This is a genomic window from Thioalkalivibrio sp. AKL7 (assembly GCF_000381705.1).
GTDB classification, from domain to species: domain Bacteria; phylum Pseudomonadota; class Gammaproteobacteria; order Ectothiorhodospirales; family Ectothiorhodospiraceae; genus Thioalkalivibrio; species Thioalkalivibrio versutus.
Genome location: NZ_KB906950.1, coordinates 190,620 through 211,631, shown reverse-complemented (window position 1 = coordinate 211,631; position 21,012 = coordinate 190,620). Strand labels below are relative to the sequence as shown.

Genomic DNA, 21,012 nt, shown 5'->3' with positions numbered 1-21,012 from the left:
GAGGGCTGCGAGCCGCTTCAGTCGACGGCGCCTTCCGGCGGCAGCTTTTCCTTCATCGAGTCGGACAGCGGCACGTCGTGCACCACCAGCACCGGCAGGCGCGCATTGCGCACCAGCCACTCGGTGGCAGAGCCGGAGAGCATGTTGGAGATCTGGCTGCGCCCACGGGTCCCCATCACGATCATGTCCGCACCCCACTCCTCGGCGTGGCGCGAGATTTCCTCGGGGGCGCTGCCCACGGCGATGGCGACGTCGTCGTCTGCCTCGGCCCACTCCTGCATCTGGGCACGCACCTTCTCCTCCGCAGCATTGCGCATGTCCTTCGCGTTCAGCGGCGACGAGCCCGCACCACTGAACGCACCGGCAGAGCTGGGACCGGCCACGTCCGACGGCTTCATCACATACAACAACCGCTTCTTCGCCCCCGGGCAGTGCTGGCGGGCAATCGCCAGGGCCGAGGCCGAAGCGGGCGAGAAGTCGATGGCGATGATGACGCGCTGCAGCATGGGGATCCCCTTTGTGATCGCATGAAACCGACCCGGCGTACGCGCCCGGGGTCATGAAAACTTCAGAGCCGACTAATAGAGTGGTACAATTTCGCGCCTTTCCTGAGCGGTTCTCAGTCTGTACTGGCACCGAACCGCTTGCAACCGCGCCATCCACTGGTGGCAACCGGGCCCGGCTACTTCCCGGGGAAACGCCGATCCAACCCTTCGCGTGGATCCGCGCCTCCCAAAGTCTCTGGTACCTGTTCGTTCACCCGTTGATCCCGACCCTGGTCGGCTTCGGCGCGCACCGGTATTGGGGAACGCAACGTGCAGCAGACCATACAAGACTTCCTGTCCCGCCAGCGCAAGGTCTGGTTCTTCAATGTCCGCGGCGACCTGATCGCCGGGATCGTGGTCGCACTGGCCCTGATCCCCGAGGCGATCGCCTTCTCCATCATTGCCGGCGTCGATCCGAGCGTGGGCCTGTACGCCTCGTTCACCATGGCCGTGGTGATCGCCTTCGCCGGCGGGCGCCCCGGCATGATCTCGGCGGCAACCGGGGCGATGGCCCTGCTCACGGTCACGCTAGTGGCCGAGCACGGGCTGCAGTACCTGCTGGCGGCCACCATCCTGACCGGGATCATCCAGCTCCTGTTCTCGTGGGCCAAGCTCGCGCGCTACATGATGTTCATCCCGCGCACCGTGCTGGTCGGCTTCGTCAACGCGCTGGCGATCCTGATCTTTCTCTCCCAGGTGCCCTACCTGGTGGATGGCGACACCACCATGTGGGCGCTGGTCGCGGCCGGCCTGATCATCCTCTACGGCCTGCCGATGATCCCGGGCTACCCGAAGCTTCTGCCGCCACCGCTGGTCGCGATCATCGCGCTAACCGGCGTCGTCTACTACATGGGCATGCCCACGCTGGAAGTCGGCGACATGGGCGACCTGCCCTCCGGCCTGCCGGTGTTCCTGTTCCCCGACATCCCGTGGAACCTGGAGACCCTGCAGATCATCTTCCCGACCGCGTTCGCGCTGGCGATCGTTGGTCTGCTGGAGTCGCTGCTGACGGCCTCGATCCTCGATGACCTGACCGACACCCCCTCCGGCAAGAACCGCGAGGCCCAGGGCCAGGGCATCGCCAACATCGTCACCGGCTTCTTCGGCGGCATGGCCGGCTGCGCGATGATTGGCCAGTCGGTCATCAACATCAAGTCCGGCGGTCTCGGTCGGCTGTCGACCCTGTCGGCCGGCCTGTTCCTGCTGTTCTTCATCCTGGTGCTGGGCGATCTGGTCTCGATCATCCCGATGGCCGCACTGGTCGCGGTGATGATCATGGTCTCCATCGCCACCTTCGACTGGGGCTCGCTGACCACGCTGCACAAGTTGCCGCGCACCGATGCCGTGGTGCTGATCGTGACCGTCGCGGTCACCGTGATCACCCACGACCTGTCGATGGGCGTGTTCGCCGGCGTGCTGCTCGCCGCGATCTTCTTCGCGCGCAAGATGGTCAAGGCGGTGGAAGTGAAGAGTGACCTGTCGGAGGACGGCAAGACCCGCATCTACACCGTTCGCGGCCAGCTCTTCTTCGTCGCCGTGGACAAGTTCATCGACAGCTTCGACTACCGCGAAGGCATCCATAACGTCGAGATCGACCTGACCCGCGCCTCGCTGTGGGACAGCTCGGCCGTGGCCGCGATCGACAAGGTCGTCGGCAAGTTCCGCCGCAACGGCATGGAGGTCGACGTGAAGGCCCCGCGCGGCGAAAGCGGCGAACTCCACGACAAGCTTGCCCTGCACGACAAGGGCGCCGACCTGGGGCCGGGCGGGCACTAATCCCGCCGTTCGCCTTCGGCACCGTGATTGCGAGGAGCCGAAGGCGACGCGGCACAAAAGCAGCGAAGCTGCGTTGAACGGCCGCAGGCCGGCCCGAAGGGCGAGCGCAGCGAGTAACCTCCATCCGGAGCCATCGGGTCCCGAGTCGGTGCCAGCTTTGGGAGGTTGCCACGGCCCCTGCGGGGCCTCGCAATGACGGTGCCAGGGGCGGCGCCCGGGAGCCAGAGAGATTGGACCTCGTGCCCGAGCGTGGCAGGCTAGGCGCATGATGAATCTGCGCCGGCCGGCACCCCCGACCGATCCCAGGGCCGAACGCGAGCGCATTCGGCGCGCCCTGATGTGGCCTATGCTCGGGGCCGGCATCCTGATCGTGATCCATGCGCTGCAGGAGCTAACCGGCGGTGACTGGTCACGCCTGGGCATCCTCCCGCGCGACGCGGTCGGGGTGCTGGGCATCATCACCTCGCCGCTCATCCACGGCTCCTGGGGCCACCTGCTGGCCAATGTCCCGACCCTCTGGGTGCTGGGCATGCTGACCCTCTACGGCTTTCCCCAGGCCACGCGCACGGCGGTGCCGCTGATCTGGCTGATGGGTGGACTGGGCGTGTGGCTGTTTGCCCGCGAGGGGCTGCACATCGGGGCGTCCGGCCTTACCCACGGTCTGATGTTCTTCGCGGTCGTGATCGGGATTCGCCGCCGCGATGCGCTGTCCATCGCGCTCGCCATCATCATCCTGTTCCTTTACGGAAGCATGCTGTGGGGCGTGTTCCCCAGTGGTCCCAAGGTGTCCTTCGAGGCACACCTGTTCGGCGCGGTGGTGGGCGCGGTCTGTGGCGGGTTCCTGTACCGGCGTGACCCGTTACCCCCGGCGCGCCGATCTTCCTGGGAGGACGACGACGAGACCGACCCGGAGACCCTGCGCAAGATCGAGCAGGGGCGCCTGGACGAGATCGAGCCCGGGAAGTCGTCGGACGAGCCGTGGCGTCGTGATTAGCCGGACCCGTGTGTGGATGCGGTTCGCTGCGCTCAGCGCATCCTGCGGTGATGCTTCCGGACCCGCCGATCGCAGGCTGCCGTGAGCGCAGCGAACCGCACCGACTCCCCCCCTCTCACTGTCCGAAATACATCCGCACCCCCGCCATCAAGGTCAGGCCCGGCGCTGGCTCGTAGTAGCGGCCGCCCGCCGCATTGATACGGATGTTGTCGACATTGTCCGCATCCAGCAGGTTGTTGGCGGCGACGAAGGCCTCGGCGCGGGTATCGCCCTGCTGCCAGAACCGGCCGGCGCGCAGGTTCAGCGTCGTCTGCGGTCCCACCTTCTCCGTGTTCGCGTTGTCCGCGTAACGCGACCCCACATGCAGCGCGTCCACGGTCACGAACCAGGGGCCGTCGCGCCAGTCGGCCTCGGCGAACAACTGCTCGCGCGGCAGCCCCGGCATGCGGTTGCCGTCATGGCGAACACCCTCGACATCCTCGAATTCGCGAAAACGGAAACGATTGAGGCTTGCAGCGGCGCTCAGGGTCCATTGCGAGTTCACCCGCCAGTCTGCGCTTAGCTCAACGCCATCGCGCGCCGTGCGCCCGGCGTTGGTATAGAACGTCCGGTCGCCCTGACCTTCAAGCTGGTACGGCGACAGTTCGTCGCGCACCCGGGTAGCGTAGACCGAGGCCTCCCAGGAGAGCTGCGGATTCTCGCGCCGGATACCGACCTCGATACTGCGCGCCCGTTGTGGCTCCACCTCGGGATTAAAGCCGCCTCCGCCCTCCGGATTGGCAAACTCGGTGAAGGTCGGGGTCTCGAAGTTGGTCGCCACATTCACGTAGGCGCGATACTCGGGCCGGAAGTGCCAGATCAGCCCGGCCATGCCGCTGGTCTCGTCAAAGGTCCGCCGGCCCGATCGGTCCGTGACGTCATTACCGTCGTCGAACCGCTCGACGAAGTGATCGTCGATGGACATGCGAATACGGTCGTGACGGGCGCCGGCCACCAGGTTCCAGTCCGACCCGAGTGCGGTATCGGTCTGGACAAATACCCCGCGCGAGCGGGCCCGTTCGCGCTGATCCAGAGCCAGATCGCCGACCACTTCGTCATCGTCGCAATCCAGCTCCCCAGGCTCGAAAGTGCCCGACGTACAGCGGCGAGTCCGGTCGTCGCGCTGTTCCTCCAGGTCGATACCGGTCAACACTCGGGTCCGCCCGAAGTCGTGCTCGTACTGAGCGTTCACACCATAGAAATCCCGGTCATACGCCACCCTCGAGTCAGTAGGAAATGGAAGCTGCTGCGCGTAGTCGCGGTGGGTCCAGAAGCCGCCCAGGCGCAACTCGCCCCCGGCCAGTGGCTGTTCCCATTGCAGGCCGGTGGTCAGCTGTTCGGCGGACTGGGTACTGTCCAGCGCCGTGGCCAGCGGGGCCGCGGCACGCCGGTCCTCGCGCATCTCCTCGCGGGTCAGGCCGCCGGGGTCATCGGTGCGTGGCGCATCCAGGTAGCGCAGGTGAAAGTTGAGCGTGCCGGCATCCAGTTCCGAGACGGTATGCAGGCGCAGATAGCGCTTCTCGGCGGTGGACTGTTCGCGGTAGCCGTCGATGGCGAAATCATGTGCGGTCAGGGAATAGCGGTGGGTGCCGTGGTCCTGCTCCGCCACCGCTTCGGCGCGACGATAACCGTAGCTGCCCATCAACACGCCGCCGCCGAATCCGCGCGGATCCCGCCCGTCGCGGGTGCGCGCAGCGATCACGCCGCCGGAGGCATTGCCGTACAACGCCGCGCTGGGCCCTCGCAGCACTTCAATGTCGCGCAGATTCAGCAGATCGATGGCATCCACCTGCGACTGCCCGTCCGGCGTGGTCTCGGGGATCCCGTCCTGCAGGATGCGCAGTCCACGCACCCCGAACGGGGCGCGCGAACCGAAACCGCGGATCGAGATTCGCGCATCCTGGGCAAAGTTGTAGCGGTTCTGCGCGAACAGCCCCGGCACACGGTTGAGCGCCTCGTCCAGCTGCAGGCCCTGGCGCCCCTCGGTGGCCTGACGCTCGTCGACCCGGCTGACCGCCGCCGGCAGATCCGCCAACGGGGTCGCCAGGCGCGGCGCCGTCACCGTGATCTCGACCGGATCGAGCACCAGCGGTGCCCCCTCCTCCGCGCCGCTTGCCAGGGATACAACCAGAAGGGGCCACAGCATCCAGCCACTCAGGCGGGGGATCGTCGACTCCGATGCTTCCAATGCCGCACCTCCTCTCGCTCGCCCCGAGACCTCCAGTAGACCGGAAACCGGCTCCTCATCGGAAGGACCCATCGCCTTGCGGCGGGTTCCGTTCGAAGCCGTGTCATTTCCGCAACGGTGTGGCCTTTTAACGGGATCTTCATCAGCGCTTAACCGGGGCGTCACCCGGCCTCCCCATGCTTGCGCCCTGTCGAGAGGCACTCGCGTCTCGCCAACGTTCAAACGCAAATAGGGGAGAAATCCATGAACCGCAAGCACCTGCTGACCAGCTTGATCGCCGCCGGCCTGGTCGTCCCGGCCCTGGCCACCGCCGACTGGACGCTGTACGGCCGCGCCCACCTGTCCGCCGACATCCTGGATGACGGCGCCGAATACAACGAATTCAACGTCTCGAGCAATTCCAGCCGCCTGGGCTTCAAGGGCGAGCGCGAATTCCGCGAACAGCTGGTCGGCATGTTCCAGATCGAGCAGCAGATCGATTTCGACACCAACGGCACAAACTTCGCGACCCGCGACACCTTTGTGGGCCTGAAGGGTTCCGAGTGGGGCATGCTGCGCATCGGCAAGTTCGACACCCCGTTCAAGCGCGCCCGTGGCCCGGCCAACTTCTTCGGCGACCAGGTCGGCGACATGCGCAACCTGACTCGCTCACGCGCCCAGACCGGACGTTTCGACGAGCGCTTCAACAACAGCATCCACTACCAGACCCCCAGCTTCGGCGGCCTGACCTGGAACATCCAGTACTCCAACGAGACCGGCGATGCCTCCACCGTGGACGGTGCGACCAACAAGGCCTACTCCACCTCGCTGAATCTCAACATGGGCGACCTGACCGGTGCCCTGGCCTACGAAAAACAGGAAGACGGCGCGATGGATCCGGATGCCTGGCGCCTGGCCGTTGGCTACCGCATCACGCCGGCCTTCCGCATGGGTGCCTTCTACCAGACCTCGGAAACTACCAATGGCGACGAAGCAGATGTGTACGGCCTGGGCGGGCAGTTCCGCCTGACATCGAACATGTACCTGAACGGCCACGCCTTCCAGCTGGATTCCGATCTGGACGATGCCGACGCCACCATGTATGCGCTTGGCCTCGAATACCGTGTCGACAGTGACCTGCGTTTCTACGGCAACGTCGCAATGGTCGACAACGACGTGAACTCCGCCTTGAGCCCCTGGAGTGCGGCCCGCAGTGCCAACCCCGACGATGCCAACCCCCTCGCCCAGACGGCCACGGCACTGTCGATCGGCATGCGCTACGACTTCTAAGGCCGTAGCACGGACACCCCGACGGCCAGGACCGCCGGGGCGTCTACCATCCCAGGCCCTGCCGGATTACGCCCCGGCGGGGCCTTTTTCGTTGGTGCCCAGCTCGCGGACGGCAGCGAGGTCAGTCGCGCAGGTGCTGATTGACGAAGCGGGTGACGCGGATCATGGCGTCGCGCGATGCGAGGTCGTCGGCGAAGGTGCGGTTGTTGCCGTTGCGGAAGTCGAAGCCGCGGCCCACGCCCGGGTATTCGATCCAGTGCACTTCGCCCCCGCGGCTTGCAAGGCCGTCGGCGGCCATGCGCGCGGTGCGGTGGCGCTGGTACTGCTCCTCGTCCCCGATCAGGATCATCATCGGGATCTCGAGCTCGTTGACCTCGTTGGCGTAGCGATACACCTGGTGCGGCTCGCCCAGGTTCGGGTCCTGCAGGTGCGGGTAGTAGCCGGCCCAGCAGGCGACATCCTCGATCTGGCGCTCGAAGGTGACGGCGACCTTGAGCGCCTTGTAGCCGCCGCGGGTGATGGAGAGCAGGCAGGCGCGATTGCCAATGATGTCCTCGCGCTCCAACAGCACGTCCAGGCCCTGGTTCAGGTCACCTTCCAGCTCGTAGTCATGGTCCAGCGGATGACTCTCCATAAAGCGGCCGGTGTACAGATCCGGCGCCAGCACGACGAAGCCGCGCGCGGCCAGGCGCTTCACGTGCAGTTCGGCCAGATCGTCCAGGCCGCGCCGGCCATGGGTCCAGAGGATTGCGGGATAGTCCTCACCGTCCGCCGGACGGGCGACCATCGCCGGAATGCCGATGCCATCGCGCTCGTATTCGATGCGTTCGATCGCCACCTCGTGGTTTTCGAGATCGGCGTACATGACCCCGTCCTCCCACCAGTCGTCGTCCCACCACCAGTTGTCGGAACCGGTGGGTTCATCGGCCGCCAGCGGGGCCGAGATCAGGGCCGTGGCGGCCAGCAGACAGAAAGAACGCAGCACTGGAAACATCGGAAACCTCTCGTGGTGGACGTACGGACGCGATCGCCCTCGAAAGACGGACGGCGCGGGTGCTTTCTTCCGAGGGTAGTGCAATCCCGCAGGCCGTGCCCATCCCGCCAGTTTGGGATCATGCGCCGCCGGGAAACCCCAGCTGGCGCCAGGCCTCGTAGACCACCACCGCCACGGCATTGGAAAGGTTGAGGCTGCGGCTGCCTTCGCGCATCGGGAGGCGCAGGCGATGCTCCGGCCGCAGGGCATCCAGGACCGACGCCGGAAGGCCTCGCGTCTCCGGACCGAACAACAAGGCATCGCCATCGCGGAAGGCCGGGGCGTCGTAGCGAGCCTGCCCGCGCGTGGTCATGGCGAACACCCGGCCAGGCTGCACCGATTCCCGCCACTGGTCGAGGCTGTCATACTCTTGCACCCGGGCCAGCTCGTGATAGTCGAGCCCGGCGCGGCGCGCCCGCGCACTGTCCAGCTCGAACCCGAGCGGGTGGATCAGGTGCAGCGCCGCCCCGGTATTGGCCGCCAGACGAATGATATTGCCCGTGTTCGGCGGGATCTCCGGTTCATAGAGGACGATGTGAAGCATGAGTGATTCGCGCACCGATCCGCGGCTGGCCCTGGAATTCTGCGGCCTGCATTTGAACACGCCGCTGGTGCTGCTGTCCGGCTGTGTCGGCTTTGGCGAGGAATACACCCGCGTGGCGGGTTTCTCCAACCGCGATGCAGGCGCGATCTGCCTGAAAGGCACGACCGGCCAGGCACGCCTGGGCAACGCGCCGCATCGCGTCTACGAGACCCCGGACGGCATGCTCAACGCGATCGGCCTGCAGAACCCCGGGGTCGACCACGTGGTGGACCACACCCTGCCGCAGCTGGACTTCGACGAGACGCGCTTCTTCGCCAACGTGTCGGGCTCCACCCTCGAGGAGTACATCGAGGTCACCCGGCGCTTCGACGACTCCCCGATCGACGCCATCGAGATCAACATCTCCTGCCCCAACGTGAAGGAAGGCGGCGTCGCCTTTGGCAATGACCCGGACATGTCCGCCCGGGTGGTCGAGGCCTGCCGCAAGGTCACCTCCAAGCCGCTGATCACCAAGCTCTCGCCCAACCAGACGGACATCGCCGAGAACGCCCGGCGCTGCATCGAGGCCGGCACCGACGCGTTTGCGGTGATCAACACCCTGATGGGCATGGCGGTGGACGTGGAGAACCGCCGCGCAGTCATCGGCAACAACCAGGGCGGGCTGTCCGGCCCGGCGATCAAGCCGATCGCGCTGCTGAAGGTGCAGCAGGTCTACCAGGTGGCCGCGCCGCACAACGTGCCGATCATCGGCCAGGGCGGCGTGATGAATGCCACCGACGCGCTGGAATTCCTGATCGCCGGCGCCAGCACCGTGGGCGTGGGCACGGGCCTGTTCTACGACGCACTGTGCCTGCCGAAGATCCTGCACGGCATCAGCGACTACATGGACCGCCACGGCTACACCCACGTGCGCGACCTGACCGGCACCCTGCAACTGAACGGTGCCGTCTCCGCCTGCGCCCCGCCTGCTCCGCAGGATCCCACCACCTGAAAGGCCGGTTCACTAAAGAGCCTGTTGACCACGAAGTACACGGAAAAAGGCGCCAATTTTTCAGAGGGGTAGGATGCGTTGAGCCATGCGAAACGCATCGGGGCCGGGCCACCCCGTGTGGCCGATGCGTTTCGCTGCGCTCATCGGCATCCTACCCGTAACAAAACCATCCCTGGTTTTCTCCGTGTCCTCCGTGATCTCTGGGGTTAAATCGCCCTTGCCCTTCTTCGTGCCTTCTCGGTGAAAAGACCTACTCGTCGTCGAGGCCGAGTTCCTGGATCTTGCGAGTAAGGGTGTTGCGCCCCCATCCAAGCAGGGCGGCCGCCTGCTGGCGGTGACCACCGGTCGCGTTCAGTGCCTCGCGGATCACCGTGCGTTCCATCTGCGGCAGGACCGAGCCCAGCAGGTCGTGATCGCCGCGCTGCCAGTGCTGGCGGGCGACCTGGGCGAGTTCGGCGGTCCAGTCCCGCGGGCCGGCAGCGACACGGACCGGGGCACTCCCGGGCTCGGCACGGCTCTCGGTCGGCTGGTGCAGCTCGGCCGGCAGGTCATCCAGGTGCACCTCGCGGCCCGACGCCATCACGGTGAGCCAGCGGCAGGTGTTTTCCAGCTGGCGGACGTTCCCCGGCCACGGCAGGCGCTGCAGCTCCGCGACCACCTCGGGGCGCATGGTCTTGGCCTCCACGCCCAGTTCCTGAGCGACCTCGGCCATGAAGTGCTGCACCAGCAGCGGGATGTCCTCCGGGCGCTCGCGCAGCGATGGCACGTGGATGCGGATCACGTTCAGGCGGTGGAACAGATCCTCGCGGAACAGGCCCGCGCGAACGCGTTCTTCCAGGTCCTGGTGGGTCGCGGCGATGATGCGCACGTCCACCCGGATCGGGGTATGGCCGCCCACACGGTAGAACGTGCCATCGGACAGCACGCGCAACAAGCGCGTCTGCAGATCGAACGGCATATCGCCGATCTCGTCGAGGAACAGGGTGCCGCCGTCGGCCTGCTCGAAACGGCCCTTGCGACTCTGGTTGGCCCCGGTGAACGCGCCGCGTTCGTGACCGAACAGCTCGCTCTCCAGCAGATCCTTGGGGATGGCCGCGGTGTTCAGCGCGATCAGCGGCTGGTCGGCGCGCGGGCTGTGCTGGTGCAGCGCGCGGGCAACCAGCTCCTTGCCGGTGCCGGATTCGCCATTGATCAGCACGGTGATATTGCTGCGCGAGAGCCGCCCGATGGCACGGAACATCTCCTGCATGGCCGGAGCCTCGCCGATGATCGGGGTCTCCTCGATCTCGGGACCGGCGGGGCCGTTCTCCTGCCCGGCACGGCGCGCCTCCAGCGCGCGTTGCACCAGGGCCACGGCCTCGTCCACGTCGAACGGCTTGGGCAGGTACTCGAAGGCCCCGGTCTGGTAGGCGCCCACTGCGCTCTCCAGATCGGAGAAGGCGGTCATGATGATGACCGGCGGTGGATCCGGGCGGGTCTGCATGCGGGCGAGGAAATCCAGCCCGTTCAGGCCCGGCATGCGGATGTCGGCGACGATGGTGTCCGGGACCGGATCGCGCTCGAGCGCCGCCCAGGCAGCGTCCGCGGTCTCGAAGCCGCGCACGGCGATCGCGTGACGCTGGAGGGCGCGTTCCAGCACCCAGCGAATCGAGTCGTCGTCGTCAATGATCCAGACGATGGGTTCCATCAGTGCGTCTCCTCCCGGCCCTGGGGGGAATCAATAGGAAGCAGGATGTCGAATGAGGTCGCCCCCGGGCGCGAATGGCATTCGATCAAGCCGTCATGCAGCTGGATCAGGCTCTGGGCAATCGGCAGCCCCAGCCCGGTGCCCTCGGCGCGCCCGGTCACCATCGGGAAAAAGATGCGTTCGCGGATCTCCTCCGGGATGCCGGGGCCGTTGTCGCGCACACTCAGCTTGGCCACCAACCGGTGGCGCTTCCCGGAGATCGTGTACTGGCGCAGGATCCGCGAGCTCAGGGTGATCTGCCCCCCGTCTTCCAGTGCATGCACCGCGTTCTGCACCAGGTTGAGGATGGCCTGCACCAGCATGTCGCGATCCGCCTGCACGTCGGGAATACTGGGGTCGTAGTCGCCGCGGATCTTCAGCCCCAGCGGCAGTTGCACGCTGACCAGGCCCCGCACGTGCTCCAGGACCTCGTGCAGATTCACGGCCTCGCGCCGCGGCATGTTGTTCGGCCCCAGCATGCGGTCGACCAGGCTGCGCAGGCGGTCCGCCTCGCGGATGATGATCTGGGTGTATTCCTTGAGACCCGAGTCGTCCAGCTCGCTGGCGAGCAACTGCGCCGCGCCGCGCAGCCCGCCCAGCGGGTTCTTGATCTCGTGGGCCAGCCCACGGGTCACTGCACGGGTGATCGCCTGCTGCTTCTGCAACTGTTCCTCGCGGCTGATGCGCTCGTGGCGGTCGATGGCGTTCAGTTCGAACAGCAACTGGCCCGGCCGCTCGCCGGCCGGGTGCAGTGGCGTGATGATCACGTCGGCCAGGAAGCTGTCGGCTCGCAGGGGCTCCATCTGACGGGCACGCAGCGTGATCGGCTGATCCAGGGTCAGCGCCGAACGCAGGCGGTTGGCCAGATTCCGGTCCAGCTTGAGCCATTGCCCCAGTCCGTGACCGACGATACGTTCGCGGCTCAGCCCGAGCAGGACCTCAGCCGCACTGTTCAGGCTGAGCAGGCGCAGTTCCGCATCGGTCACCAGCACGGCCGTGGAGAGGTCGTCCCACCAGGGCGGGGTGGTCATACCGGGATTGGCAGCGGGCGTAGTCATCGAAAGGCCTCAAGCAGGAATCGCGCCAAGCGAAAATCGCCGGGCGGGACGCTGAAGCCGAGGGCTGCGTCACACCAGAAGCCTGGCCGCCGACACCCTTGAAACCGAAACGCCCCAGAGTGGTGCAATGATAGCACCAATCTGGGGCATCAACCGCACCACTTCGGTGCGCTATGCGAGTGCCGGCGTCAATTCGGGCCAGGCGTCACCGGCTGCGGCGCCCGGGGAGCCTGCGGTGCCTGCGGTGCTCCGCCCGACGGAAACTGCTGGGGCCGTTGCTGCTGTTGCTGGCTGCGCGGGATGGCCATGCGCAGCACGTTGAACTCGATGGTATCGCTGGCGCCCAGTTCCTGACCCGACTCGTCCACGACCCGCGCCTGCAGGGTATAGGCACCGCGGTTCAGGCCCTCGAATGTCGCGCTCGTCGAGCCCCCCTCGCCGGCGGCCTCCCCGTCCAGCAACCAGACCACGCGGTGCCCGGCATCGGCGTCAAGCGCCGGTTCAATCTCGAGCTCCGCGGTCACATTGCCATCGTTCGCCCGCACGCCCTCGCCATCCCCCGGCCGCGCGATGGCGACCCGCTGGTAGGCGCCCTCCGCTTCGGGCTGACCGCGCGGGCGCACGGGGCGCTCGAGGATCTCACGCGCGCCCTCCAGCGGCACGCCCCGCATCGGCTCACGCACATCGACCGATTCGCTACGGCTCCCCTCGGGGGGGCGGTCGCCGAAGTGGACATTGCCTTGATCGTCGGTCCAGCGATAGACGTCGGCACTCAGGAGCGCAGGGGCGAGAAGGGCGGCCAGGGGCAACGCCAGCCAGACAGCGATTCGGAACATGGGCTTTCCTCCTTGGAAGGCACGGATCCACGACCCCGCCTCGTTGTGTTTGCGAACGACTGGCCCAGGCGCCCCGCACGTCAGCGCGGGCCGGCTGGGCCCTCAAGCCGCGGCGCGAACCCAGACACCCTGCAAGCGAGCCGCTTCTACCTGAAGGGCCGCCAGCCGTTCGCGCTCGGCGCGCCCATCGGCCCCGGCCTCCAGTGCGGCAAGCCAGTCGTCCAGCGCAGCCAGGCGCAGCAGGGTTGGCGCCGCCCCTCGCTCGATGGCGGTCAACGGCCGCCGTCCGTTATATCCGGACAGCAACGCCCGGTAGCCCTCGGCATCCGGCCGCCCCGCGTCATCCACGGCGACCGCCAGGGCGAGCCGTGCGACCTGCCAGAAGGCCGGCACCGGCGCGGGCGGGAGGACCAGATCGGCCAGGCCGGCGCCCTCCGGATAGATGCGGACCGTCTGCCAGACGCTTCCCGCCAGCGGCAGGTCCTCGAAACGGTACAGCCCCTGATGATGCAGTTCGGCATCCAGGATCGTCCGCGATTCGGCATCCAGCGAAGACGTGATTGTGTCCGCACGCTCGCGCATCCTCTGCTGCAGCACGCCGCGGCGGTAGCCGTCTCCAGCGGGCAGGGCGCCGGCCGTGTGGCGGCCCTGCCAGTCGGCCGCGCGCTCGCCCAGGGCCTCCAGGCTGCCAGGCCCCTCGGCCGCGACCGTGCCCTGAATGGCCTGGCCACGCTCGAGCACCAGGACCACCTGCCCGGCCGCATCATCCGTACCCCGGCCGATCACACGGCCACAGCCAGCAGGGACCGCACCGAGTGCCTGCTCCAGGGCCGGCGCCGCAGCAGCCGGCAGGCGCAGGCACTGCACCGGCCGACCGTCGAGTTCCGGCCCCTCGGGACCGGCCGTCAGTGCCAGGTCGGCAAGCTCGCCGCAGCGCTGAATTTCGGATTCATTCATTACCATCGGAAAATCACCCAGGACGGGGGTACAAAGTCGGGATCCAGCTCATTGCGGCGACCATCCAGCGTGCCATCGCCGGTGGTATCAATCAGGTAGTAGGTCGGGCCGACCGCAGGCGTGACCTCGACCATCACCAGCTGGCCGCCCATGCGGTACTCGCGCCGCGTCTCGCCATCGCGCTCGATAATGATGATGTCGGCCTCTTCCAGGGAGCGCTGCTCGCGGGCGCGCTCGTCCAGCACCGGGGGCGGCGGATCGGCAGCCTCGTCCAGTTCCGGCGGCGGCGGGGCATCCCCCCACTCGCGGTCTTCCTGCGCCAGCGCCGAACCGGGCACCAGCAGCAGGGCCGCCAGCAGCGACAGGGGCAGGCTCAGGCGGGTCGGGGTCATCATCACAGCTCCATCAGTCGTTTCTTTTCTTCCGCGGACGGCTCGAAGCTGCGCGTCTCGTAGTGCTCGAAGATCGCGCTCACCACATCCTCCGGCGAATCTACCAACGAGTATAGCTGCAGGTCCTCCTCGTCGATGGTGCCCTGTTCCACCAGGGTATCCTGGAACCAGTCGAGCAGCCCCTTCCAGAACTCGCTGCCCACGAGGACCACGGGAATACGCCGGGTCTTGCCGGTCTGCACCAGCGTCAGGATCTCCGCCAGCTCGTCCAGCGTGCCAAAGCCGCCCGGCAGGACCACGTAGGCGGATGCATACTTCACGAACATCACCTTGCGCGAAAAGAAGTGGCGAAAGCCCAGCCCCACGTCCTGGTAGTCATTCGCACTCTGCTCGTGGGGTAGCTGGATATTCAGGCCGATGCTGGGCGAGCGCCCGCCAAAGGCCCCCTTGTTGGCCGCCTCCATGATGCCCGGCCCGCCGCCGCTGACCACCGCAAAGCCGGCATCCGACAGCTGGCGCGCGGTCGTCTCGCCCAGCTGGTAATAGCGATGCTCCGGGGGGAAGCGGGCAGAGCCGAAGATGCTGACCGAGGGCTTGATGTGCGCCAGGCGCTCGAAGCCCTCCACGAACTCCGCCATGATCTGGAAGATCTTCCAGCTTTCACGGGTCAGGGCAGAGTCATCAATCGGACGCAGGCCCGGGTGTTCGGCACGTTCACGGTTGTTCATGCGGCGGGTTCCTCGGATGGAGACTCAAGCGTAACGGGCGCCCCGCGTCCATACAAACGTATCCATACAAATGGCCCGCACGAATGGGCGCCTCACGGCCAGCCCTGTAGAATGGCGCGCGTTCCCTGTCCGGATTCCGCCTGCATGTCGCAACCGCCCCTCGTCCTGGTCGACGGCTCGTCCTACCTGTTCCGCGCGTTCCACGCCCTGCCGCCACTGACCGCGCCGGATGGCGCCCCGACCGGCGCGATGATTGGCGTGGCCAACATGCTGCGCAAGCTGCGCGCGGACTACGGGCCGGAGCACATGGCGGTGGTGTTCGACGCCAAGGGCAAGACCTTCCGCGATGACATCTACCCCGAATACAAGGCCACCCGCCCCCCGATGCCGGATGAGCTGGCGGCCCAGATCGAGCCTCTGCACGAGCTGGTCCGGGCGATGGGCCTGCCGCTGCTGTGCGTCGGGGGTGTCGAGGCCGACGACGTGATCGCGACCCTGGCCGACCAGGCGGCGCGCGCCGGCCACGCGGTGGTGATCTCCACCGGCGACAAGGACCTCGCCCAACTGGTGGATGACCGCATCACGCTGGTGAACACCATGAGCGGCGTCACCCTGGACCCGGACGGCGTGCAGGAGAAGTTCGGCGTCGACCCGGAGCAGATCGTCGACTATCTCGCGCTCATGGGCGACAGCGTCGACAACATCCCGGGCGTCGACAAGGTCGGCCCGAAGACTGCGGCCAAGTGGATCGCGAAGTACGGTGACCTCGATACCATCCTCGAGCAGGCCGACGCCATCGGCGGCAAGATCGGCGAGAACCTGCGCGCGGCCGCCGACCGGTTGCCGACCTCGCGCGAGCTGATCACGGTCAAGCGCGATGTCCCGCTGGATGTCGGCCCCGACGACCTCGCGATCCAGGAGCCGGACCATGACCGCCTGCTGGAGATGGTGCGCCGCTACGGCTTCACTCGCTGGCGCGCGGAACTGGAGGGCGGCAACGGCGATACCGCCGCCGACAACCCCGGACCCGCGCAGACGAAGGGCGACTACCAGACCGTTCGCGAAGAGGCTGATTTCGCTGGGCTACTGGAGCGCCTGGACAAGGCCGAGCGCGTGGCCTTCGACACCGAGACCACCAGCCTGGATGCGATGCGGGCCGAACTGGTAGGCATGTCGTTCGCGTTCGAGCCGGGTACCGCGTACTACCTGCCGCTCGCCCATACCGGGCCGGATGCGGACCCGCAGCTACCGTTCGACGCGACGCTGGAGCGCCTGAAGCCGTGGCTGGAGTCCACGGACTACGGCAAGCTCGGCCATCACCTGAAGTACGACCGCAACGTACTGGGGAATCACGGCATCACCCTGCGCGGGATCCAGGACGACACCCTGCTCGAATCCTTCTGCCTGGACGCCGGCGCCAACCGCCACGACCTGGACTCCCTGGCCGAGCGCCACCTGGACTACAAGACCACGCACTACGAGGACGTGGCGGGCAAGGGCGCGAAGCAGATCCCGTTCGCCGAGGTGGATATCGGCATCGCCACCGATTACGCCGGCGAGGATGCCGACATCTGCCTGCAACTGGACGCCGTATTCCAGCCGCGCCTGAAGGAAGCGGAGGGCCCGGCGTTCGTCTACCGCGAGATCGAGATGCCGCTGATCCCGGTGCTGGCGGACATCGAACGCGCGGGCGTAAAGGTGGACCCGGACCAGCTCGGCGCGCAGAGCCAGGCGCTGCTGACCGAGATGGAGCGTATCGAGCGCGAGGCCTTCGAGGAGGCCGGCGGCGAGTTCAACCTCGGCTCGCCCAAGCAGATCCAGGAGATCCTGTTCGAACGCCTGGGGCTGCCGGTGCTGCGGCGCACGCCCAAGGGCCAGCCCTCGACCGCCGAGGACGTGCTGGAACAGATGGCGGGTGACTACGCCCTGCCACGCCTGATCCTGGAACACCGCGGGCTGTCCAAGCTGCGCAGTACCTATACCGAGACCCTGCCCCGGCGCATCCACCCCAAGACCGGGCGGGTGCATACGTCCTATCACCAGTCGGGCGCGGCCACCGGACGCCTGTCGTCGTCGGAACCGAACCTGCAGAACATCCCCGTGCGCACCGAGGCCGGGCGGCACATCCGCCAGGCCTTCATCGCCGAGACGGGCCACCAGCTGCTGGCGGCCGACTACTCGCAGATCGAGCTGCGCATCATGGCCCACCTGTCACAGGACGCCGGCCTGCTGCGCGCCTTCGCCGAGGGCCAGGACATCCACCGCGCGACCGCCGCCGAGGTCTTTGGCACAGAGCCGGACCAGGTCTCGAACGACCAGCGCCGGGCGGCCAAGGCGATCAACTTCGGCTTGATCTACGGCATGTCCGCCTGGGGGCTGGCGCGCAACCTCGGCATCGAGCAGGGCGAGGCGCGCGAATACATCGACCGCTACTTCAATCGCTATCCCGGCGTGCACGACTATATGGAGAAGGCGCGCGCCAGCGGGCGCGAGAACGGCTATGTCGAGACGCTCTTCGGCCGCCGGCTGTACCTGCCGGAGATCAACAGCCGCAACGGCGCCCGACGCCAGCAGTCCGAGCGCGTCGCAATCAACGCCCCGATGCAGGGCACGGCCGCCGACATCATCAAGCGCGCGATGGTACGGGTCGCGAACGACCTGTCAGAGGCGCGAATCGATGCCCGCATGATCATGCAGGTACACGATGAACTCGTATTCGAAGTCGCCGACGGCGCACTGGATGCGTTGACCGACCTCGTGCGCCAGGCCATGAGCGGCGCCGCCGATCTCGACGTGGAGCTGGTGGTGGATATCGGCGTCGGCGCCAACTGGGACGATGCGCACTAAATGACGGACGCGCCCGCCATGCGCTTCAATCGGGTCGCCCCCTGGCTGGTCGCGATCCTGTTGCTGGCCACGGCCTGGGTGCTGGCTGATCGCCATCTGGACACCGGCGGTTCGGGCGACGTCACGATTCTCCAGCCGGGCGAGTGCGATCTGAACGTCGCCGCCTGCACCGCCACCCATCCGGCAGGCGGCACGCTCACCCTCGAGATCGCGCCGCGCCCGGTGCCGATGCTGCAACCCCTGGCCCTGACCCTGGATCTGGATGCGACCGCGCGGACCCACTTGGGCGACCCGGAGGCACTGGAACTGGACCTGGCCGGGGTGGAGATGTACATGGGCTTCCAGCGCCCGCGACTGGAACATACCGGCGACGGCCGCTACACCGGCGAGACGACGCTGCCCATCTGCACCACCGAGGCCATGACCTGGGCCGCCACCGTCATGCCCGCGGGCGACCCCGATGCGGCCCGGGTCCAGTTCCGCTTCGTCACCCGCCGCAGCCACAGCGACACGCCCTGAGGGAGATCGACATGCAGCGCATTCCGCTGAGCAGCCTGTTATGGGCGCTGGCCGTGCTGGCGGCCGGCGCCCTGCTCGTCTTCGTGATGCTCCGCCCGGCACCGCCGCCCGTACCCCAGGGGGCCGACCACGAACGCCTGCCGGTGGCGGATGCGGTATCCGGCGGGCCGATCGAACTGCCGGTATCCACCGAGGGCAACCGGTTCCGGCTCGCGGACCTGGAAGGGCAATACGTCTGGGTCTACTTCGGCTACACCGCCTGCCCGGATGCCTGCCCCACCAGCCTGGGCTGGATCAGCGCCGCGCTGGATCGCCTGCCCCCGGAACTGAAGGACAAGGTGGCCGCGGTACTGGTGAGCGTCGACCCGGAACGCGACGACGCCCAGCGCCTGGAAACCTACGTCGGCCACTTCCACCCGGCCATCCAGGCCGCCACGGGTTCCCACGAGGAGCTACGTCCCATCACCGAACGCTACGGAGTGTTCTACGAGCGCACCGAGATCGACTCGGCCATGGGGTATGTGGTGGATCACAGCTCGTCCACCTACCTGATCGGGCCCGAAGGCGAACTCCTGGAGATCCACCCGCACGGGACATCGGCAAGCGAGCTGGTGGCTACCTTGCAGGCCCGAATGGAGGGCCATGAGGGCCGCGAATAGGTTCGCCCCTTTCACGCAGAACGCCTGTGTGAGGCCGGGGCAATCGATTCTGTGAAAAAAATCGCAATCCAGACGGATCCGGCCGGAACTTTGCCCGGACGACGCTTTCTCACTTCATAAGCGCTCTAGCCCAGCGCGGCCCGCTTCTCTCCCTGAGCGGGCACTAGGCCTCTCCACCCCCTGTAGAGGCCGAAATTAGCCCCGGTCCCACCCCAAGGCCGGGGCTTCTTTTTGTCCAAGCCTCCTGACCCAACGCCTGACACCCGGCCCTATGCCCGTGGGTCAATCGGACTCGTGGTCGACCAGCCAGTCGCCGAGCAGGCCGCGCAAATCGTCCACGCCCTGGTTTTTCAGGGAAGAAAAGGTCTGCAGCGTCGCCTCCACGCCCATGACCTCGAGCTCGCCATGGGCCTTGCGCAGCTGCCGATCGGCCTCCTGGCGCGAGAGCTTGTCCGCCTTGGTCAACACACAGTGCAGGCGGCAGCGCTCCAGCGGGACCCACTCCAGCAGCTGGCGATCCAGGTCCGTCAGCGGGCGGCGGATATCCATGATCAGCACCAGCCCGATCAGGTTTTGGCGCGTCCGCAGATATGCCCCCAGCAACTGGTCCCACTCGGCTCGCTTGCCGGCCGAGACCTTGGCAAAGCCGTAACCCGGCAGGTCCACCAGCCGCCAGTGCTCGGCCGGCGGCAGGCTGAACAGGTTGATCTCCTGGGTGCGTCCCGGTGTGCGCCCGACCCGCGCCAGTGCCTTGCGCCCGCACAGGGCATTCAGGGCACTCGACTTACCGGCATTGGAACGCCCGGCAAAGGCGATCTCGACGCCGGCATCCTCGGGGAGCTGGGATAGCTGAGCCACCCCGCGCATGAAGGCGGTCTCGCGGAATCGGGGTTGCATGGGGGGATACAGTCCTTGGCCGAGTGCGGGGCTCGGTTTATTTTTGAGTACAAATTAGCATTGTGCTATAAACTGCGCCCCTTATGTTGATCGCCCTGCCATGGGGCACAAGGAACGGGTCGAGACCCGGCACGCATTTACAAGCAGGAGATTCTCCATCATGAACCACAAGCTTTCCGCTCTCTTTGCTGCCCTGTCCGTATCCCTGCTGCTCCCGCTGTCGGCGGCCCAGGCGGGCGATCCTCAGCGCGGCCAGGAACTCTCCCAGTCCTGCGCGGCTTGCCACCAGGCTGACGGCAACAGCGTCAACCCGGAATGGCCCAAGCTCGCCGGCCAGCACCCGAAGTACACCACCAAGCAGCTGGAAGACTACAAGTCCGGCCGCCGTGAAAACTCGCTGATGGCCGGCCAGGTTGCCAACCTGGACGAGCAGGACATGCGTGACCTGTCCGCCTACTTTGCCGAGCAGAGCATCAGCAGCGGCACCGCCGACGAAGAAGTCGTCGAGCGCGGCGAACAGATCTACCGCGGCGGCATCCCGTCGCAGAATGTCGCCGCCTGCATCGCCTGCCACGGCCCCAACGGCAACGGCAACCCGGAAGCGATGTTCCCGGCCGTCGCCGGCCAGCACGCGCAGTACAGCGCCGACCAGCTGCGCTACTTCCGCAGCGGCGACCGCGCCAACGACAACGGTCGCATGATGCGCAATGTCGCGCGCAACATGTCGGATTCCGACATCGAGGCCGTGTCCCAGTACATGGCCGGCCTGCAGACCGGTAACTGATCCGGTCCGCAGTTGTGCCGCGCAGGATGGGCGGCAAAGCGACCCAGGAAAGGGGCGGCCTCGGCCGCCCCTTTTTGTTGGGCGCAAGAAATACACGTTTTGCGGGAATGCCCTCGTAGCCACTTGCGTCATGGTGGGGCACGGCCGAACTCCTCGGCACGCCATCGGTCCACCCAGTGCTCGCGGAACGCCCGTGCAGTTTGTCTTGGAAATTGAACCCCCTCGGGTTG

The 21,012-nt window shown here is 67.0% G+C and carries 19 protein-coding genes; 8 read left to right on the top strand and 11 right to left on the bottom strand.

Translation table 11 applies throughout. The features are described 5' to 3' along the window. Positions 1-17: 17 nt before the first annotated feature. A complete protein-coding gene (locus tag G315_RS0108005) occupies positions 18-506 on the bottom strand; it encodes a universal stress protein (RefSeq protein WP_018145067.1) in 489 nt (162 codons plus the stop codon). A gap of 309 nt (positions 507-815) precedes the next feature. Between G315_RS0108005 and G315_RS0108000 the strand changes: the two genes are divergently transcribed. Both G315_RS0108000 and G315_RS0107995 read left to right on the top strand, forming a co-directional pair. Continuing rightward, a complete protein-coding gene (locus tag G315_RS0108000; protein WP_019612273.1) occupies positions 816-2,321 on the top strand; it encodes a SulP family inorganic anion transporter in 1,506 nt (501 codons plus the stop codon). Positions 2,322-2,586: 265 nt separating this feature from the next. After that, on the top strand, positions 2,587-3,315 hold the full coding sequence (locus tag G315_RS0107995; protein WP_019612272.1) for a rhomboid family intramembrane serine protease: 729 nt from the start codon (positions 2,587-2,589) through the stop codon (positions 3,313-3,315). A 115-nt stretch (positions 3,316-3,430) separates the two neighbouring features. Here G315_RS0107995 and G315_RS0107990 read toward each other — a convergent pair whose 3' ends face one another. Continuing rightward, positions 3,431-5,500, bottom strand: a complete 2,070-nt coding sequence (locus G315_RS0107990; protein WP_081624467.1) for a TonB-dependent receptor — start codon at positions 5,498-5,500, stop codon at positions 3,431-3,433. A 285-nt stretch (positions 5,501-5,785) separates the two neighbouring features. Here G315_RS0107990 and G315_RS0107985 point away from each other — a divergent pair, with 285 nt between their 5' ends. Beyond that, complete coding sequence (locus tag G315_RS0107985; RefSeq protein ID WP_019612270.1) at positions 5,786-6,811, top strand: porin; 1,026 nt, start codon at positions 5,786-5,788, stop codon at positions 6,809-6,811. 121 nt (positions 6,812-6,932) lie between these two features. On the opposite strand, the gene G315_RS0107980 is transcribed toward G315_RS0107985, so the two are convergent. Next, positions 6,933-7,805 carry a dienelactone hydrolase family protein gene (locus G315_RS0107980; RefSeq protein WP_019612269.1) on the bottom strand — a complete coding sequence of 291 codons (873 nt, stop codon included), beginning with the start codon at positions 7,803-7,805 and terminating at the stop codon, positions 6,933-6,935. Positions 7,806-7,923: 118 nt separating this feature from the next. Next, positions 7,924-8,388, bottom strand: a complete 465-nt coding sequence (locus G315_RS0107975; RefSeq protein ID WP_019612268.1) for a tRNA (cytidine(34)-2'-O)-methyltransferase — start codon at positions 8,386-8,388, stop codon at positions 7,924-7,926. On the opposite strand from G315_RS0107975, the gene G315_RS0107970 reads away from it, so the two are divergent. Beyond that, the gene (locus G315_RS0107970) at positions 8,387-9,379 is read left to right on the top strand and encodes a dihydroorotate dehydrogenase (RefSeq protein WP_018168885.1); all 993 of its coding nucleotides are present in this window, start codon (positions 8,387-8,389) and stop codon (positions 9,377-9,379) included. The two genes, G315_RS0107975 and G315_RS0107970, sit on opposite strands and share 2 nt — an antisense overlap. 250 nt (positions 9,380-9,629) lie before the next feature. Here G315_RS0107970 and ntrC read toward each other — a convergent pair whose 3' ends face one another. From ntrC to G315_RS0107940, 6 genes are all read right to left on the bottom strand, one after another. Further along, complete coding sequence (gene ntrC / locus G315_RS0107965; RefSeq protein ID WP_018145059.1) at positions 9,630-11,066, bottom strand: nitrogen regulation protein NR(I); 1,437 nt, start codon at positions 11,064-11,066, stop codon at positions 9,630-9,632. Then, a complete protein-coding gene (gene glnL / locus G315_RS0107960) occupies positions 11,066-12,163 on the bottom strand; it encodes a nitrogen regulation protein NR(II) (RefSeq protein WP_038034744.1) in 1,098 nt (365 codons plus the stop codon). The genes ntrC and glnL overlap by 1 nt, the downstream gene beginning before the upstream one ends. A gap of 188 nt (positions 12,164-12,351) precedes the next feature. Further along, positions 12,352-12,999: a DUF4124 domain-containing protein gene (locus G315_RS0107955; protein WP_019612266.1), complete on the bottom strand. Its 648-nt coding sequence runs from the start codon at positions 12,997-12,999 to the stop codon at positions 12,352-12,354. A gap of 102 nt (positions 13,000-13,101) precedes the next feature. Continuing rightward, the gene (locus G315_RS0107950; RefSeq protein WP_019612265.1) at positions 13,102-13,956 is read right to left on the bottom strand and encodes a hypothetical protein; all 855 of its coding nucleotides are present in this window, start codon (positions 13,954-13,956) and stop codon (positions 13,102-13,104) included. Next, positions 13,956-14,351, bottom strand: a complete 396-nt coding sequence (locus tag G315_RS0107945; protein WP_018168881.1) for a DUF2782 domain-containing protein — start codon at positions 14,349-14,351, stop codon at positions 13,956-13,958. The genes G315_RS0107950 and G315_RS0107945 overlap by 1 nt, the downstream gene beginning before the upstream one ends. Next, positions 14,351-15,076 carry a TIGR00730 family Rossman fold protein gene (locus G315_RS0107940; protein ID WP_018145054.1) on the bottom strand — a complete coding sequence of 242 codons (726 nt, stop codon included), beginning with the start codon at positions 15,074-15,076 and terminating at the stop codon, positions 14,351-14,353. Before G315_RS0107940 ends, G315_RS0107945 begins: the two co-directional genes overlap by 1 nt. Positions 15,077-15,220: 144 nt before the next feature. Here G315_RS0107940 and polA point away from each other — a divergent pair, with 144 nt between their 5' ends. The 3 genes from polA to G315_RS0107925 are packed head-to-tail and all read left to right on the top strand — an operon-like array spanning position 15,221 to position 19,101. Continuing rightward, entirely contained in the window at positions 15,221-17,923 is a 2,703-nt protein-coding gene (gene polA / locus G315_RS0107935; RefSeq protein ID WP_019612264.1) for a DNA polymerase I, read from the top strand. Beyond that, on the top strand, positions 17,924-18,442 hold the full coding sequence (locus G315_RS0107930; RefSeq protein ID WP_019612263.1) for a hypothetical protein: 519 nt from the start codon (positions 17,924-17,926) through the stop codon (positions 18,440-18,442). It abuts the gene before it with no gap. 11 nt (positions 18,443-18,453) lie between these two features. Beyond that, positions 18,454-19,101, top strand: a complete 648-nt coding sequence (locus tag G315_RS0107925; protein WP_019612262.1) for an SCO family protein — start codon at positions 18,454-18,456, stop codon at positions 19,099-19,101. A gap of 282 nt (positions 19,102-19,383) precedes the next feature. On the opposite strand, the gene yihA is transcribed toward G315_RS0107925, so the two are convergent. After that, positions 19,384-19,998 (bottom strand): ribosome biogenesis GTP-binding protein YihA/YsxC, encoded by a 615-nt coding sequence (yihA, locus tag G315_RS0107920; RefSeq protein ID WP_018175968.1) that lies wholly within the window; start codon positions 19,996-19,998, stop codon positions 19,384-19,386. 160 nt (positions 19,999-20,158) lie between these two features. Here yihA and G315_RS0107915 point away from each other — a divergent pair, with 160 nt between their 5' ends. After that, on the top strand, positions 20,159-20,782 hold the full coding sequence (locus G315_RS0107915; RefSeq protein ID WP_019595158.1) for a cytochrome c: 624 nt from the start codon (positions 20,159-20,161) through the stop codon (positions 20,780-20,782). The last annotated feature ends 230 nt before the right edge of the window (positions 20,783-21,012 follow it).

What these genes read in the sequence shown, in the direction of transcription:
- polA (WP_019612264.1), top strand. Translation starts at nt 15,221, where the DNA reads ATGTCGCAACCGCCCCTCGTCCTGGTCGACGGCTCGTCCTACCTGTTC.
- G315_RS0107990 (WP_081624467.1), bottom strand. Translation starts at nt 5,500, where the DNA reads ATGCTGTGGCCCCTTCTGGTTGTATCCCTGGCAAGCGGCGCGGAGGAG.
- G315_RS0107980 (WP_019612269.1), bottom strand. Translation starts at nt 7,805, where the DNA reads ATGTTTCCAGTGCTGCGTTCTTTCTGTCTGCTGGCCGCCACGGCCCTG.
- yihA (WP_018175968.1), bottom strand. Translation starts at nt 19,998, where the DNA reads ATGCAACCCCGATTCCGCGAGACCGCCTTCATGCGCGGGGTGGCTCAG.
- G315_RS0108005 (WP_018145067.1), bottom strand. Translation starts at nt 506, where the DNA reads ATGCTGCAGCGCGTCATCATCGCCATCGACTTCTCGCCCGCTTCGGCC.
- G315_RS0107955 (WP_019612266.1), bottom strand. Translation starts at nt 12,999, where the DNA reads ATGTTCCGAATCGCTGTCTGGCTGGCGTTGCCCCTGGCCGCCCTTCTC.
- G315_RS0107945 (WP_018168881.1), bottom strand. Translation starts at nt 14,351, where the DNA reads ATGATGACCCCGACCCGCCTGAGCCTGCCCCTGTCGCTGCTGGCGGCC.
- G315_RS0107970 (WP_018168885.1), top strand. Translation starts at nt 8,387, where the DNA reads ATGAGTGATTCGCGCACCGATCCGCGGCTGGCCCTGGAATTCTGCGGC.
- G315_RS0107940 (WP_018145054.1), bottom strand. Translation starts at nt 15,076, where the DNA reads ATGAACAACCGTGAACGTGCCGAACACCCGGGCCTGCGTCCGATTGAT.
- glnL (WP_038034744.1), bottom strand. Translation starts at nt 12,163, where the DNA reads ATGACTACGCCCGCTGCCAATCCCGGTATGACCACCCCGCCCTGGTGG.
- ntrC (WP_018145059.1), bottom strand. Translation starts at nt 11,066, where the DNA reads ATGGAACCCATCGTCTGGATCATTGACGACGACGACTCGATTCGCTGG.
- G315_RS0107925 (WP_019612262.1), top strand. Translation starts at nt 18,454, where the DNA reads ATGCAGCGCATTCCGCTGAGCAGCCTGTTATGGGCGCTGGCCGTGCTG.
- G315_RS0107975 (WP_019612268.1), bottom strand. Translation starts at nt 8,388, where the DNA reads ATGCTTCACATCGTCCTCTATGAACCGGAGATCCCGCCGAACACGGGC.
- G315_RS0107995 (WP_019612272.1), top strand. Translation starts at nt 2,587, where the DNA reads ATGATGAATCTGCGCCGGCCGGCACCCCCGACCGATCCCAGGGCCGAA.
- G315_RS0107915 (WP_019595158.1), top strand. Translation starts at nt 20,159, where the DNA reads ATGAACCACAAGCTTTCCGCTCTCTTTGCTGCCCTGTCCGTATCCCTG.
- G315_RS0107985 (WP_019612270.1), top strand. Translation starts at nt 5,786, where the DNA reads ATGAACCGCAAGCACCTGCTGACCAGCTTGATCGCCGCCGGCCTGGTC.
- G315_RS0107950 (WP_019612265.1), bottom strand. Translation starts at nt 13,956, where the DNA reads ATGAATGAATCCGAAATTCAGCGCTGCGGCGAGCTTGCCGACCTGGCA.
- G315_RS0107930 (WP_019612263.1), top strand. Translation starts at nt 17,924, where the DNA reads ATGACGGACGCGCCCGCCATGCGCTTCAATCGGGTCGCCCCCTGGCTG.